Origin of the sequence: Vibrio aestuarianus, assembly GCF_012395185.1 — a bacterium.
GTDB lineage: Bacteria > Pseudomonadota > Gammaproteobacteria > Enterobacterales > Vibrionaceae > Vibrio > Vibrio aestuarianus.
Genome location: NZ_JAAZTU010000019.1, coordinates 63,528 through 80,054 on the forward strand (window position 1 = coordinate 63,528; position 16,527 = coordinate 80,054).

Annotated in this window: 13 protein-coding genes; 6 read left to right on the plus strand and 7 right to left on the minus strand. The window is 42.6% G+C overall.

All coding sequences use genetic code 11. The annotated features are described in order from the left end of the window. Positions 1-140: 140 nt before the first annotated feature. From asnS to HGG78_RS10805, 5 genes are all read left to right on the plus strand, one after another. Positions 141-1,541 (plus strand): asparagine--tRNA ligase, encoded by a 1,401-nt coding sequence (gene asnS / locus HGG78_RS10785; protein WP_172532886.1) that lies wholly within the window; start codon positions 141-143, stop codon positions 1,539-1,541. Between the two features lie 466 nt (positions 1,542-2,007). Beyond that, a complete protein-coding gene (locus tag HGG78_RS10790; protein ID WP_168522043.1) occupies positions 2,008-2,307 on the plus strand; it encodes a hypothetical protein in 300 nt (99 codons plus the stop codon). A 231-nt stretch (positions 2,308-2,538) separates the two neighbouring features. Then, entirely contained in the window at positions 2,539-3,729 is a 1,191-nt protein-coding gene (locus tag HGG78_RS10795) for an amino acid aminotransferase (protein WP_420895679.1), read from the plus strand. Positions 3,730-3,891: 162 nt separating this feature from the next. Further along, the gene (locus HGG78_RS10800; protein WP_171980285.1) at positions 3,892-5,781 is read left to right on the plus strand and encodes a putative nucleotidyltransferase substrate binding domain-containing protein; all 1,890 of its coding nucleotides are present in this window, start codon (positions 3,892-3,894) and stop codon (positions 5,779-5,781) included. An 8-nt stretch (positions 5,782-5,789) separates the two neighbouring features. Next, on the plus strand, positions 5,790-6,506 hold the full coding sequence (locus HGG78_RS10805) for a 3'-5' exonuclease (protein ID WP_261915583.1): 717 nt from the start codon (positions 5,790-5,792) through the stop codon (positions 6,504-6,506). Between the two features lie 96 nt (positions 6,507-6,602). Here HGG78_RS10805 and HGG78_RS10810 read toward each other — a convergent pair whose 3' ends face one another. After that, entirely contained in the window at positions 6,603-8,486 is a 1,884-nt protein-coding gene (locus tag HGG78_RS10810; RefSeq protein WP_172532889.1) for a methyl-accepting chemotaxis protein, read from the minus strand. Between the two features lie 202 nt (positions 8,487-8,688). Next, the gene (locus HGG78_RS10815) at positions 8,689-10,263 is read right to left on the minus strand and encodes a BCCT family transporter (RefSeq protein ID WP_168522033.1); all 1,575 of its coding nucleotides are present in this window, start codon (positions 10,261-10,263) and stop codon (positions 8,689-8,691) included. Between the two features lie 384 nt (positions 10,264-10,647). Between HGG78_RS10815 and HGG78_RS10820 the strand changes: the two genes are divergently transcribed. After that, positions 10,648-11,124 carry a MarR family winged helix-turn-helix transcriptional regulator gene (locus tag HGG78_RS10820; protein ID WP_053312313.1) on the plus strand — a complete coding sequence of 159 codons (477 nt, stop codon included), beginning with the start codon at positions 10,648-10,650 and terminating at the stop codon, positions 11,122-11,124. Positions 11,125-11,152: 28 nt separating this feature from the next. On the opposite strand, the gene HGG78_RS10825 is transcribed toward HGG78_RS10820, so the two are convergent. The 5 genes from HGG78_RS10825 to HGG78_RS10840 all read right to left on the minus strand — a co-directional run bounded on the left by HGG78_RS10825 (position 11,153) and on the right by HGG78_RS10840 (position 16,297). Then, a complete protein-coding gene (locus HGG78_RS10825; RefSeq protein WP_172532890.1) occupies positions 11,153-11,791 on the minus strand; it encodes a response regulator transcription factor in 639 nt (212 codons plus the stop codon). Then, a complete protein-coding gene (locus HGG78_RS10830) occupies positions 11,775-13,139 on the minus strand; it encodes a cache domain-containing protein (RefSeq protein WP_053312315.1) in 1,365 nt (454 codons plus the stop codon). The genes HGG78_RS10825 and HGG78_RS10830 overlap by 17 nt, the downstream gene beginning before the upstream one ends. Positions 13,140-13,246: 107 nt before the next feature. Then, positions 13,247-14,530, minus strand: a complete 1,284-nt coding sequence (locus tag HGG78_RS10835) for a TRAP transporter large permease (RefSeq protein WP_053312316.1) — start codon at positions 14,528-14,530, stop codon at positions 13,247-13,249. A 12-nt stretch (positions 14,531-14,542) separates the two neighbouring features. Beyond that, positions 14,543-15,082, minus strand: coding sequence for a TRAP transporter small permease subunit (locus HGG78_RS18865; RefSeq protein ID WP_176244803.1), 540 nt, complete (start codon positions 15,080-15,082; stop codon positions 14,543-14,545). A 117-nt stretch (positions 15,083-15,199) separates the two neighbouring features. Next, the gene (locus tag HGG78_RS10840) at positions 15,200-16,297 is read right to left on the minus strand and encodes a TRAP transporter substrate-binding protein (RefSeq protein WP_172532891.1); all 1,098 of its coding nucleotides are present in this window, start codon (positions 16,295-16,297) and stop codon (positions 15,200-15,202) included. Between the last annotated feature and the right edge of the window lie 230 nt (positions 16,298-16,527).

Genomic DNA, 16,527 nt, shown 5'->3' on the forward strand with positions numbered 1-16,527 from the left:
AATTGACAGGTAATATGTGCCATTGAATTAAAAAAGTAATAAGCAACCCAATGTTTAGCTTGTTTTTCGTTCGTTTCTTAAAGTGAAAACACGTTTGAATATTGGGTTGAGTTTTTACCTCAATGGAGACTATACCTAACATGACTTACGCGCCTGTAACAGACGTATTGAACGGTAAGCTAGCGGTTGACAGTGAAGTCACTGTCCGTGGCTGGATTCGCTCACGTCGTGATTCCAAAGCTGGAATCTCTTTTCTTGCCATTTATGACGGCTCTTGTTTCGACCCGATTCAGGCCGTGGTCCCTAATAATCTTAATAATTACGAAGACGAAGTATTAAAGCTAACCACTGGCTGCTCTGTTGAAGTAACTGGCAAGATTGTTGAGTCCCCTGCTTCTGGTCAAGATTTTGAGCTAGCAGCGACTGAGGTAAAAGTCGTTGGTTGGGTTGAAGATGCCGATACCTATCCAATGGCAAAAACTCGTCACTCGATTGAATATCTCCGTGAAGTTGCACACCTACGCCCACGCACTAATGTTATTGGCGCTGTAGCTCGCGTACGTAACTGCCTGTCTCAAGCAATCCACCGCTTCTATCATGAACAAGGTTACTTCTGGATGTCGGCACCACTGATTACAGCATCCGATGCTGAAGGTGCAGGTGAGATGTTCCGCGTATCAACATTGGATCACGCAAACCTTCCTCTAGATGACAAAGGCAATGTTGATTACAACGAAGATTTCTTTGGTAAAGAGACATTCCTAACCGTATCTGGCCAGTTAAACGCCGAAGCTTACGCTTGTGCACTAAGCAAAGTGTATACTTTTGGCCCTACTTTCCGTGCTGAAAACTCAAATACAAGCCGTCATCTGGCTGAGTTTTGGATGGTTGAACCTGAAGTGGCATTTGCAGATCTAAACGATGTTGCAAAATTAGCCGAAGACATGTTGAAATATGTGTTTAAAGCGGTATTAGAAGAGCGTCGTGATGACCTTGAATTCTTCGCATCACGCATTGATAAAGAAGCGATTACGCGTCTTAAGCAATTCGTGAAGTCAGATTTCGCCCAAGTTGATTACACAGATGCAATTCAAATCCTACTCGATTCTGGCCGTAAGTTTGAATTTGACGTGGAATGGGGTATCGACCTTTCTTCAGAACACGAACGCTTCCTTGCGGAAGAACATTTCAAAGCACCAGTTATCGTTAAGAACTATCCAAAAGATATCAAAGCGTTTTACATGCGTCTCAATGAAGATGGTAAAACAGTAGCAGCGATGGATGTTCTAGCGCCGGGTATCGGTGAAATTATTGGTGGTTCTCAACGTGAAGAACGCTTGGATGTGCTTGATGCTCGCATGATCGAGATGGGTATCGACCCTGAACACATGAACTGGTACCGTGATTTACGTCGCTACGGCACAGTCCCACATGCCGGTTTTGGTTTAGGATTCGAGCGTTTGGTGTCATATGTAACTGGCATGGGTAACGTTCGTGACGTGATTCCATTCCCACGCACACCACGTTCAGCAAACTTCTAAACACTATTCACACTATCGATTTAGAAAGCCTCCTGTCATGGAGGCTTTTTTTTGTGTAATTTATTATTTAATACTATAGACATACTGTTGCTGAACCTATACCCAAACAACTTGAAGTTGCAGGTAGGCGGCAAGTGAGTTCATCACCATGAGCATAGATAAACTATGTGATTGGGGTGATCGAACGTAACCAACACCGCTGCAACTTCAAATAGGAACGGTATAGCTACCAAATATTTAATGAGTATGGGTAGACTACTTTAGCTTTCTTTTTAAAAATCATTATATTGAATGGCTTAGCTCTCAGATTTTGCCATCATACTTAATTGCCTTGCCATATCTCACCATTAATAAGACTTAAATCACATTAATTTCAATAACCTCTGCTACATTGACTCGTGATATCTTGAGGATGCTCACGCTATAATCCTCATTAAGTCAGTATTAACGCTTAGAGAGATAAATAATGAAAAAAATAGAAGCAGAAAACTTGCAATACAAAGGTCAATCTAACGGTGTACATAGTTGGACAACTCCCTCCGGTCAGCCTTATTATTGGCACCCTGATTGGCTGCATATTGCCGAGGATGCAACCGGGCTTCATCCCAAACAAGCGCTGGAAGTGAAAGAAGGCGAAAAAGTGAATCAGACGCACGCTGTTTCTGCTATTTTAAAGCATTTCAATCAATGGGCTGCGGACAAATTAGCAAAACACCCTGACATTGAAACACAAGCCATAGAGTCGGAAATAGAACTGAAAAAATAACGACTAGCATCAGCGCCAGATCAAATATTTTCTAAAATTCTAGACCTCAATCGCCAGCCGATTGGGGTTTTCTTTTAAATAAATGGCCTTTTTTCTAACGATTCATTGCCAAATCAAATTATTTTTAATTTTTCTCTTTTACGCGGTTGTCACAGATATTTCATAAAGGTATAAATACGTTAATTTCTACGTTTTTAGACCCCCTTCTTATACTTTACATGGATGAGCGTTATGTTTGAAAAAGTTGTCGCAGCCCCGGCTGACCCTATTCTTGGCTTAACTGAAGAGTTCAAAAAAGACCCTCGCGCAGAGAAAATTAACCTTGGCGTTGGGATCTACAAAAATGAAGCTGGTGAAACCCCAATTCTTGCTACAGTAAAAAAAGCAGAAGCGGCACTACTTGAGTCTGAGAAAACAAAATCTTACCTCACAATTGAAGGTACGGCTGAATACGGCCTTGCTGTGCAAAAACTGCTTTTTGGCGCTGAGTCTGACATTGTCACTCAAAAGTTAGCAAAAACAGCCCAAGCTCCAGGTGGTACAGGTGCATTGCGTGTGGCTGGCGAATTCATTAAACGTCAACTGGGTGATGTGAAAATTTGGATCAGTAATCCAACATGGGCTAACCACCATGGGGTGTTTAATGCCGCGGGTCTAGAAACAGCGCAATACTCTTACTACAACGCTGAAGCAAAAGATAAAGATTTCGCTGCTATGCTGGCTGATCTTGCTCAAGCTCAAACGGGAGATATCGTCTTACTACACGGCTGCTGTCATAACCCAACAGGCATCGATCCAACCGATGAAGAGTGGGAAGCATTAGCTAAACTGGTTGCAGAGAAAGGACTACTGCCGCTGTTTGACTTCGCTTACCAAGGCTTTGCTAAAGGCGTAGAAGAAGATGCACAAGGCCTACGTACTTTTGCCAAATACAACAAAGAGATCTTGGTTGCGAGTTCATTCTCTAAAAACTTTGGCTTATACAATGAGCGTGTGGGCGCATTCACTATCGTCGCAGCATCGACAGAAACCGTGAGCACTGCCTTTTCTCAAGTTAAAGCCATTATCCGCTCTATTTACTCAAACCCACCTGCGCATGGTGCTGCAGTGGTAACGCACATTCTAAATAACGCGGAATTGCGTACAGAATGGGAACAAGAAGTCGCTGAAATGCGTGTCCGTATTCAAGAAATGCGTGAACTATTTGTTGCTACGTTGAAAGCTGAAGGTGTAGAGGCAGATTTTAGTTTTATTGAACGCCAAAATGGCATGTTCTCTTTCTCTGGCCTAAGCAAAGATCAAGTAACTCGCCTGAAAGATGAGTTTGCTATTTATATTGTCGGCTCTGGTCGAATCAGCGTTGCTGGCATGACGAAATCTAACATGGGGCCATTATGTAAAGGCATCGCTGCTGTTTTATAACCCCCCATAAAAATAGGAAATAGCCGGCTCAATGTCGGCTATTTTTCTTTACATCATTGATGAAACTTTCATCTTTAAATAACGAGCCTCCCCTCGCCCTGCAATTGCTTGTGAATTCATGTAACATGACGTTTTGAATCCTTAAGCTAAAAGGAAGCCACGATGGAAGCCGAATTAATAGAAATAAAAAACTTCCTTGCTCAATATCCCCCCTTCAATGAACTTCCTGAAGAGACCCTAGTCGATGTGACACAACACGTCGAAATATCCTACTTTCGTCAAGGCACTCCCATTATTCATTTTGGCGATCACATTCAAGATTTGTACTTAATTCGTAGTGGCGTCGTTGAAGTTTACCGTCGTAAAGGTGAGCTTTACAATCGCTTGACTGAAGGTGGGTTATTTGGACAGATGGGGCTATTAACCAATAACCGAGTTCGCTTTCCCGTTACTGCCATTGAAGATACATTGGTCTACTGCATTCCTGAGAATATCTTTCAAGACTTATATGATAACCATGATAGCTTCGCCGACTTTGTCGAAGTAGAAGATAATGCTCGCCTACGTCAGGCTATATCAAGCAAATCAGATCAAAATGATCTCACCACATCGAAAGTGAAAACCCTACTGACTCGTGAAGCACCATTCGTTTATAAAACGGAGACGATACAGAACGCGGCGATCAAGATGGCTGAGGAAAATATCTCCTCTTTATTGGTTATCGACCCAGATATTTTTGAAGACAACGAAGAAGATGCGAGCCCTGTGGTCGGTATTTTGACTGACCGTGATTTATGTACACGCGTATTGGCGGTTGGCGTTGATCCAAGTAAACAGGTCACAGACGTAATGACGGTGGAAGTCGTTTCGCTGGATCACAATGCCTACGTTTACGAGGCCATGCTAACCATGCTTCGCTATAACGTACATCATTTACCCATTTTAAAAGAAAAAAAACCGATAGGAATTATTGAAGCGACTGATATCGTCCGCTACGAATCACAAAACTCACTGCTGCTCGTCAGCCGAATATTCCAACAACAAAATGTAGAAGAGCTAGCAGCGCTGTCCAATCAAGTCAAAGACAGTTTTGTTCGATTAGTAAATGAGGATGCGAATTCTCACATGGTAGGAACAGCCATGTCGGTCATAGGACGTAGCTTTAAGCAGCGTATTATCGAATTAGCCGAAGAGAACATAGGATCGCCCCCTATTCCTTATTGCTTCCTCGCTTTAGGTTCAATGGGACGCGATGAACAATTAATCGTCACCGATCAAGATAATGCAATGATCTTAGATGATAGTTATGATGAGAAAAAACATGGCGCATACTTCGAAGCACTGGCTAAGTTTGTCTGCGATAGCTTAGACCAATGTGGTTACAGTTATTGCACTGGTGACATTATGGCCAGTAATCCAATGTGGCGCATGACCCGTGCACAATGGGAAGAGTGCTTTGCCGATTGGATCGATGACCCCAACCCCAAAGCCTTACTTAATGCGTCAATTTTCTTTGATTTATGTGGTGTATATGGTCGAACCAAGTGGGCAGAACAACTCAATGGGTTTATTGTCCGTCGAGCAAGAAAAAATAACCGTTTTCTTGCCTGTTTAGCTCGTAATGCGCTTAATCGAACACCCCCATTAGGATTTTTTAAAGACTTTGTCATGGAAAAAGATGGGCGTCACAACAACACCATTAACTTAAAGCGCCGTGGTACAGCCCCGCTGGCTGACCTTATCCGAGTTCATGCTTTAGCCGTAGGCTCTCGTTCTACCAACTCTTTTGAGCGTTTAGATGACATTATCGATGCTGGCATTTTACCAAAAGGCCGAGCTCAAGATTTAAAAGATGCGATGGAGTTTGTCTCTATGGTTCGAATCCGTCACCAAGCCGTTGATGTAGAACAAGCTATTGAACCCGATAACAATATTGAACCTGAGAATTTGTCTGATTTTGAAAGACGTAACTTAAAAGATGCTTTCCAAATACTCAGTAATGCACAGAATTTTCTGAAGTACCGTTATCAAGCCAGTAATAAATTTAAGTGACCGCAATGATTAAACAACTGTTTCAGAAACCAAGTATTGACTGGACCAATAAATATGCCAATAAGCATGATTTGGCGAAGCACCCTCTACTGAAAGCATTTTACTCGAAGGCGTTAGTCATTGGTGATACCCCTTTAGATGAAATCGAGTTTGTTGCCCTTGATTTTGAAACCACAGGGTTAAATGCAAGCACTGATGACATTATCACTATTGGAGTCGTGCCTTTTACACTGAATCGAATATTCATTAATCGTGCCCAGCATTGGATTGTTAGACCTCGCCAAATATTAAAAGAGAATTCCGTTGTTATTCATGGAATCACTCATAATGATATTTTAGATGCTCCGGATCTTTCAGAGGTCATTGAACCCGTTCTTAATGCGCTAGCTGGGCGTATTGTGGTGGTTCACTACCGTCACATTGAACGTCGTTTTCTCGATCAGGCGTTAAAGATACGAATTCAGGAAGGGATTGAGTTCCCTGTGATTGACACATTGCAACTTGAAACAGATATTCAGAAGCGGTTATACGGAGGGCTGATGAATAAATTGAAAGGTAAATCACCACAATCAGTCCGTTTAGGCCAATCACGGATCAGATATGGTTTACCAGCTTATACCCCGCATCATGCCCTAACAGATGCGATTGCAACCGCTGAATTATTTCAGGCCCAAATCGCGCACCATTTTAATGCTAAGCAAAGCATAAAAGAATTTTGGTTATAATAACAATCACAGTCAATAATAAACTAAAAAAAGGAACCCTAAAGTTCCTTTTTTTATATTTTAATCAATAGGTTATAATGTCCACCCATTTGAATGCTATAACTTAAAGCGGCGAATCTCATTTTCTAATTCATGAGATAATTCTGACAGCTGAGCCGCTTGCTCTGCCGCGCTGTGCGCTTCTAGAGCTAAGTCATTAGAGACATCACGAATCCCTTCGGTGTTACGTGTGATCTCAGAAGTTACAGACGCTTGCTCTTCTGCTGCCGAGGCAATCTGTGTCGCCATATCACTAATATGTTCAACTGACTCATGAATCTGCGTTAAGCTTGCCGAAGCCGCATTGGCATCATCGACACTGGTACCTGCAAGCATACGGCTGTCATCCATAATACCAACAGCTTTACCCGTGGTTGATTGTAGGGTTTCAATCATTTGCTGGATTTCTTTTGTCGATGCATGAGTACGTTGACTAAGTACGCGCACTTCGTCGGCAACGACTGCAAAGCCACGTCCCTGTTCACCTGCACGAGCCGCTTCAATCGCTGCATTCAATGCGAGTAGGTTAGTTTGCTCTGCAATATTCTGAATCGTCGCCAAGATGGTATTAATGTGCTTACCATGTGCTTCAAGTTCTTGAATCACATCGGTGGCCACTTGTACCTCTTGCGCTAAGTTCTGAATTGAACCTTGTGTTTGAGACACTTGGTCAGAACCGTGCACACAGGCGGTTACGGCTTCTCCCGCATTCTGTGCAGTATGGTCAGCATTACCGGCAATTTCTTGAGTAGCTGCGGCCATTTCATTGATAGCAGTCGCCACCATATTAATTTCGTCTTGTTGCATACGAATGCGTGAACTGCGCTCTTCTGCTTGTGAAGCGGTCTGCTTTGACTGTTCTGACAATGCAGCAGAAACTAGACTTAGCGTTGACACCATAGTATGCATATTACCAACAAAGGTATTGAAGTTATGGGCCAATTGCCCTACTTCATCATCACTTCGAGGTTCAAGACGCTGAGTCAAATCACCTTCACCAGAAGCTATTTCTTCCAATGCTTTTGATACACGGCCTAGGTCTCGGAATAAGAAACTCACTAACCATGACACAAGAACAATGACAACAATGGTAATCATGAACGCGGTAATAATCAGACCTTGAAGCAAAGAGGTATGAGCGGCTTCTTCAGTTGCACGATCCATTTCAATGGCAAAAATCCAATCTGTTTGTGGGACTTTCGTAAAATAAAACAGCTTGTTCTGGCCTTTAATTGTGATCTCTTCAATTGTTGCGGATGACATGGCTTGCTCAATCATGCTCATCTGCAATGTTTTGGAAAGTGATGAGACAGGCTTCAGCAAGTAGTTTTTATCGGGATGAGCGAGGAATGTCCCGTTCTGAGCATCAATTAACATCGCATAAGCATTTTTGCCAGCATCCAAACTGATCACATCATTAATCAGTTGGTCAATCAGGACATCAGCGCCAACAACACCGGCGAACTGACCATTTATACGTACAGGTTCAGCAATAGTCACCAATAACGCATTGGTGATAGCGTCTTGGTATGCAGTGGTAATAATCTGTTTGCCAGCCGAAGAGGCATCTTTATACCAAGGTCGCTGGCGAGGATCATAGTCAGCACGATTGCGCTCAGGATGAGAGCGGTACATGTCACCTTTTGGGGTGCCAAAGAAGATGTCATCAAAACCACCCGCTTTACGCGCTTGTTGTAAAAACGGTACCACATCGTCTTGCGAGGTGTAATCGTTAAAGGCTGATGAGATATCCTTACGAACGACGATCCAGTCAGAAATACCTTCCGCCGCCGCGGCTGAAAGACTTGCTGCACGTGAATATACGCCATTTCGAGTTTGTTCAAATAGTTGGTCTGCAGATAGCCAAGTCAATGCGCTCGCCATAACGACGACGGCAGAAAGACTGGCACCTATCAGCTTTTGCTTAAGGGTCAATTTCATGAATTTTCAAAATTTTGGGAACAGAAAAGGTGCCAAATATTAACCACTTTTCTCAGTACATGCACGAACTAAATATAGTTTTTTATATCAAGATAACCAATTGCTTTTATTAATATTTTCAAAAAGACAATACAGTGACAAGCGTCAATTTTTCAGCAACAAAAAGGGCGACATAACGTCGCCCTTTTTGTCATTTATTATGCTATTTAATTTTTTCAGTCCGCATACCTAAAATCAAACTAACACACATTAACAGCAGCACAATGGTGAATGGTAATGCCGTCGATATGGCCGCAGCTTGCAGGGCTTGAATGGCATTCGAACCACCAATCCAAAGTAGCGCGACCGCAATCGCACCTTCCATCAGAGCCCAGAAAATGCGCTGTAATACTGGTGCGTCTATCTTACCGCCAGCAGTAATACTATCGATAACCAAAGAACCAGAGTCGGATGAGGTAATAAAGAACACCAAGACTAATACAACAGCAATGATCGATAATGCATTGCCATACGGTAGTGCATCAAACATTTGGAACATTGCTAGCGGTACTTCAGTTAAACCGTTTGCACCCAATTCACCAACATTATTAATAATTTGATCAATTGCCAGACCACCAAATACTGACATCCAAATTAACGTTACCGCTGTTGGTACCAACAATACCGCTGTCATGAATTCACGGATAGTACGACCTTTTGAAACACGCGCAATAAACATTCCGACAAATGGTGACCATGAAATCCACCAAGCCCAGTAAAAGACAGTCCAACCTTGGAACCACGCTTCATCAGTACGCCCATGAGGGTTACTTAATGGGATTATATTTTCAATATACGCCATGAGTGTTGTCGGAATTGAAGCAAAGGTGACTGCGTAGCCAATCAGCGCCACCAATAGCAGTAGCAAAAACGCGATGATCATATTGATGTTACTGATGACTTTCACACCACCATCAATACCCCGCACAACAGACACAACAGCTAACAAGGTAACAACGGTGATAACGGTAATTTGTAGCCCCATGCCTGCATCAATACCAAACACATGGTGAATACCACTAGCCGCTTGTTGCGCACCAAGACCAAGCGATGTCGCTAGACCAAACAAGGTTGCAAGTACCGCAAGAATATCTATTACGTGCCCAGCCCAACCCCAAGCGCGATCACCAAGTAAAGGATAGAAAATAGAACGAATAGATAGAGGCAAACCTTTATTGTAGGCAAAGAAAGCTAATGATAACGCCACCACGCCATAAATGGCCCATGGATGAAGCCCCCAGTGATACATGGTAGCACCCAAGGCCAACTTTGCTGCTTCTGGTGTATTTGCCTCAACACCCAATGGCGTTTCGTACCACCCGGTAAAATAAGCCGCCGGTTCTGCAACACTCCAAAACATAAGGCCAATACCCATTCCCGCAGCAAACAGCATTGAAAGCCATGAAATAAATGAATAATCAGCCGCAGCATCTTGACCGCCCAAACGGATTTTACCAAATGGTGAGACGATCAAAGCTAAGCAAAACACGACAAAAATGTTGCCCGACCAGATAAACAACCAATCGAATGTGCCGATAATTTGCCACTTAACACCATCAAGCGCAGCCTTAGCCGTTTCCGGCTCAACCAACAGTGTTGCAATTAAAAACAGTGCAATTAAGCCTGCACTCCAACCAAAAACAGGGTTATGTACATCGAAACCCCATTTTTGAACATTATCTTGTCCGACCGTATAGTCAGTACTATCGATACTGTATTTATCAATACCTTTTGTCATTTTCCCTCTCTAAAAAATGATTTTCAGTGGAACTCAATAACCATGAGAACGAAACAATTTCCATTTTAAAAATTAGAAATAACTTCGTGCACATAGCAATTTCATTTTTAATTTTATTGCCCATCCTACCACCCTCATCGACAAAATCCACACAATGGCCATTATTTAAACAAAATCAACCAAAAAACCAGATTGAACGGACAAAAATTGCACTAACATCTAACTTGCGCACCACAAAAATACTTTGAGCACTAATAATTTTACGTCACAATTGATTTTTAGATTATATTTTGCGTAATAAACCTTGCTCACAGTACTTTTAAAGCATGGGGAACTGCGGTATCGTCGCGACTTATTAATAACATTCATTTTTGGGTAGTGATTTTGGAAAAACACGAAGAAGTTTTAGTCTCAATCCGACAGATCATCCGTGCAATCGATCTGCATTCGAAAAAACTAAGTAAAGATGCTGGACTGACAGGCCCTCAGCTCATTTTAATGCGCTCAATTGAAGAGCTCGGTGAAGTGACCATTAGAACCTTGTCTAATCACACCAACATGAGCCAAGCAACAGCGACCACCATCTTGGATAGACTTGAGCGTAACGGTTACGTGCAAAGAATTCGCAGCAATACTGATAAACGTAAAGTGCATGCTCATCTCACTGAAGCCGGAAAAGCATTGCTAGCAAAAGCACCACAGCCATTACAAGAAAGCTTTGTTGATCAATTTAGACAACTTGCAGAATGGGAACAGAGCCTGCTGCTTTCATCTGTGCAACGTTTATCTTCGATGATGAATGCTGAAAACATCGACGTTGCGCCAATGCTTGAAATAGGTAGTATCACCAAAGAAGAGTAGCAACCGCGCAGCGCCACCTGTTGGGCGGTTATTCTAATATTCCTTTTTGCACTGCGTATTTTGCTAGCTCAGCGGTTGAGTGAATGTCCAATTTATGTTTGATATTCTGTCGGTGAGTTTCAACGGTCCGGTAGCTGATATTCAAGAGCGACGCTACTCTCTTGCTACTACAACCTTGTGCAACCAATTTTAATACAGCCTCTTCTCTACGACTTAGCGGATTTGGTTTTTGTTCAGCGGGTATCACTGGTTGAGTAAATAGTGTTTGAGTAACCGATTCGCAAAAATAGGTCGAGCCTTGATTAACCGTTTTAATTGCTTGCACCATTTTCTGAGCCGATATTTCTTTAAGCATGTACCCAACCGCACCAGCTTGCATTACTTTCATGATGTATTCACGGTTGTCATGCATCGTTAGCATAAGTACCTTGGCGGTTGGGACCTCTTCTTTAATAAGATGAGTCGCCTCAATACCGTTCATGATAGGCATACTGACGTCCATGAGTATTACATCAGGCATAGTGGCTTTCACCACCTCAATAGCTTCAATGCCATTACTGGCTGTTGCAATGACCTCGATATCCGGCTCTAACTCTAAACGCGCCATGAAACCTTCTAGAACGACTTGGTGGTCATCAACAATCACCACTCTAATCGGTTTTTCCATACACTAATCCATCCAATTGTAATAACACGGTAATCTCCGTACCAAAACCAGTCTCACTACTTAGTTCAAACTCACCGCCAATAAACTCTACTCGTTCTCGCATATTGCGTAAGCCTATGCCGCGTCTAACCTGAGTATCATTGAGATTAAAACCTACGCCGTCGTCTCGTATTAGTAATTGCAAAAAATTACCCATCTGCTGAAGAATCACCGTCACTTGCTGAGCATGAGCATGCTTTTCAATGTTGTTCAAAGACTCTTGTACAACCCTATACAGAGTTGTCGCCACTTCAGATTTCAATTTCCCTGGCTGAGTGTCAAATAATGTGTCAATTTTGATGGTTGAATGAGATTTATAATCGTCTAATAGCGTGGTCAGTGCTGCTTGTAAACCAATATCATCTAGCGCACTCGGACGTAGGTTGTGAGAGATTCGCCTAACCTCATGAATTGCCATCATCAGCGACTGCTGAGATTTGTCGATATGTGTAGCCAGCAGATCATCATTCAACTTATGCGCGAGCAGCTCTAAATGGCACTTGCTCGAAACCAGCAATTGGTTAATACCATCATGTAACTCCCGAGCTAAGTGCTTCTTCTCATCCTCTTGAAACATAACGGTTTTATGCGCTAACTCTTTAAGATTCCTGTCAGCCAGACGATGTTCATGTAAGTTAATCGCCAACGTTAACACTATGATAACGGCGACAGTCACAGCCAAAATGACTACGACGGAAAAGAAAGTCGTTTCGATGTTATTGTTAATCGCTGTCTGCATTGATGCAACTTCTGAGCTAATATCTTCGATATACAGCCCTGTACCAATCATCCATCCCCACTTATCAAGCCACGCGGCATAACTGAGTTTGGGTACCGTTTCACCTGTTGATGGTTTCTGCCAAAAATACTGATGAAATCCGCCACCAGACTCGGCTTGAAAAAGCAAAGCCTCAATCAGAAAATCACCTTCTTCGTCTTGGATATGCAGCAAATTTTGCCCAACCAATTCAGGAAGGATCGGGTGGACGAGGTTCGTTCCCTCACTGTCATAAGCAAAAAAATAGCCATCAGCTCCATACCTAAGCTGGGTGAGAATTGCTTTAACTTGCTGCTGAGCATCTTCTATTGCTAGGGAATCATCCGTATAAACGTGTCGAATGGCATCCATTGCTAAATCAACACTATCTTGCAATGCGGTTTCTCGGGCTTGAATGAGACTCGCGCGGAATATATCGACTTCACTTTGACCCAAATTTTTCGCTTGATGGATAGAGATCCAACCAGTACTGGCTGTCACAATGAGCAATGGCAGCAGAGTCAGCAATATCAGTTTGACCTTGAGAGGCATTCCCTTTCCTCATACAAAAACAGCTTACTGAACATCCAGTAAGCTGTTAGTACTTTAACAATTTGTGCTACAACTACGAAACTTAGTCTTCACAACCTCGAATCTGATCACATTCCATAGAAACTAGGGAAAACTAAAAGTGTAATCAATACAAAAATTTGAATACAAATGAAAGGCGTAACCCCACGATAAATATCTGCTGTCGTCACCCCTTTAGGTGCTACACCTTTAAGATAAAACAAGCTGAAACCAAAGGGTGGAGTTAAAAAAGAGGTCTGCAAATTCATCGCAATTAAAATAGCAAACCACGTCATATCAATACCCATTAACTCAGCAACGGGGGCAAGGATTGGCACGATAATAAAACAAATTTCGACGAAATCGATAAAGAAACCAAGTATCAGCACCACAACCATAGTCGCAATCAGAAAACCCCATTTCTCACCAGGAAGCGCCAACATCCACTCTTCAACCAGCAAATCACCACCGGTATAGGTAAACGCCATCGAAAATGCCGTCGCACCAAGCAAAATAGCAAAAACCATCGCTGTAACTTTTACCGTTTCTCTTGCTGCTTGGTACACCATACTCCAGCTAAATTGACCATACAGTAGTGCTAACACAATCGAGCCTGCGCCACCAAGTGCTGCAGATTCTGTTGGCGTTGCAACGCCCGCGAAAATAGAACCTAACACCACGACAATCAAAGCCAAAGGTGGAACAACGGATTTTAGTGCTTTCAATACTTCCTGCCGGCGGCTGATACTATCATCTCGCTCCATTGCCTGAGCAGCTTCTGGGTGCAGTTTTGCGTAAATCAAAATATAGATAACGTACGCCGCTACTAATACAAAACCCGGCCACAATGCCGCTTGAAATAAATCCCCAACAGGAACACCAAGCACATCACCTAGTAAGATCAAAACTATCGAAGGTGGAATAATTTGACCAAGTGTGCCAGACGCGCAGATCGTGCCACAAGCCAAACCTTTGTCGTAATTGTATTTGAGCATCACAGGCAACGAGATTAAGCCCATTGCCACCACTGAAGCTCCAACTACCCCGGTGGAAGCCGCCAATAGCGCTCCAACCAAAACGGTTGAAATAGCAAGCCCTCCACGAACCCCGCCAAATAGTCGCCCCATTGACTCGAGTAATTGTTCAGCTAATTTGGTCTTTTGTAATACTAACCCCATAAAAACAAACAGAGGTACCGCCATTAATACCGTGTTTTCCATGATTGATTGAATGCGATATGGCATAAACGCAAACATCTCTATCCCTTCGGCCCACACTCCAAAAATAAGAGCGATTCCTCCAAAAGTAAAAGCAACAGGAAAGCCGAGCAATAGTGCAAAGAGCGCCACAAAAAACATTACGATTCCAATCATATACTATTCCTTTTATTTAGAATCGTTTGCGCTGAGATGCATCAAACGTGGATTAAAGATTTTATTGAGAGAATGCAGCATTAAGCCAACGCCGCTGACTGCCATGAAAAAAAATGAGAGTGGTATCATTGCTTTGATCACCCAGCGATACGGCAAGCCACCTGGGTCACCAGATGTTTCCCCAAGTTGATAGCTCTCTTTGGCAAAATCGATACCAAACCAAGCCACCAATAAACAGAATGGGAAAAGAAATAACAAGGTTCCTAATAAATCGATAACAGCCTGAGCTTTATGAGAAAGTCGCTCGTAAAAAATATCAACCCGAACATGGCCACCCGCTTTGAGCGCATAAGGTACGCCAAGTAAGAATACAGCGGAAAATAGATGCCATTCCATTTCTTGGAAGGCAATTGACACATCGTTAAACGCATAACGCATCACAACGTCATATACAATATTGGTCAACAACAGTAGGAACAACACACTCGACAACCAACCGAGGAAATCACCCACTCGATTAAACAGTCTTTCGATATAAATCAGACTTCTCATTCCTGACTCCGTGGATTTGATGTGCTCCGCTTAACCATCAGGCTAGCGGAGCTTATTTATTTTAGGTTTTCTTAGGCTTCTCAGCCGCCAAGTTACTAAAACCTAGCGGCTAAATTTTTATTGTTGAGCTTGGTCATTCAAATAAGCATTGAGTGAAATATCCGTCCACGCTCGTGATTGTTTTAAATACGAAGCTTGAGATTGTTGGATTTTCTTAGCGAGCTCATCTTCAGCAGCATGTTTAGCAAGTAAACGATCGTTTGCTTCTTTCATCGCTTTCAATACTGCTGGTGGGAAATTTTTGACCTGAACATCTGGGTATTCGCTCTTAATAGAAACCCAGTTCTTACCATTTTCATGAACAGCTTGCACATACATGTCGTACGCTGCGGTGCGCATAGCAACACGCAAAATCTCGCGCAGGTCGTCGGGGAGTTTTTCCCACACTTTCTTGTTCACAAGAAACTGCAATTCTGATCCTGGCTCATGCCAACCGGTATAGTAATAAGGTGCAATTTTGTGGAAACCCATGCGTAAGTCTAATGATGGACCAACCCATTCCAAAGCATCAATCGTTCGACGTTCTAATGATGTATACAATTCACCCGGTGCAATATTGGTTGGTTTCGCACCTAGCTCAGCCATTATTTCTCCAGCAAAACCAGGGATACGCATTTTCAAACCTTGTAGGTCTTCCACGCTATTGATCTCTTTTTGAAACCACCCTCCCATTTGCACATCGGTATTACCACCAGGGAATGAAAGCAGGTTATGTGGTGAATAGACTTGCTCCATGAGCTCCATGCCACCACCATGGTAGAACCATGCATACTGTTCAGCAGGGACCATGCCAAAAGGCATAGAAGTAAAGTAAAGAGTGTTAGGTACTTTGCCTTTCCAGTAGTAAGAGCCTGAATGCCCCATGTCGTACTGACCCGATTTCACCATATCAAATACGCCTAGCGGCGCTTTATGTTTATTGGCAGAGTCGATACGAATTTGTAAGCGACCGTTTGACATTTTTTCTGCCATCGTAGCCATGTTTTTTGTCGCATCACCGAAAATTGGGAAATTTGGCCCCCACGTTTCAGCAAGTTTTAGACGGTAGATTTTTTCGTCAGCGAGTGTGCTGGTGGATAACACCGCCATACATGCTGTCACAACGACCATTGTCGTTTTGATTACACGTTTTACAGATTGGTTAATGAGGCTCATTGTCACGTCCTTGGTTATTGTTTTTAGTACACTGAAGCACTTTGTTACCCGATAACCTTGCGTTAACTTTTAAGCAAAAAAAATAGGCGCATGCACGCATGCCATAAGAAAATATACGTTTACCTACAACCAAAGCATTACGTATAAATACGTAGCCGTATAGATACTAATTATTTAACGTATTGTTTTTAAATTGGATGAAATTTTGTTTACTGAAAACTCATGAGGAA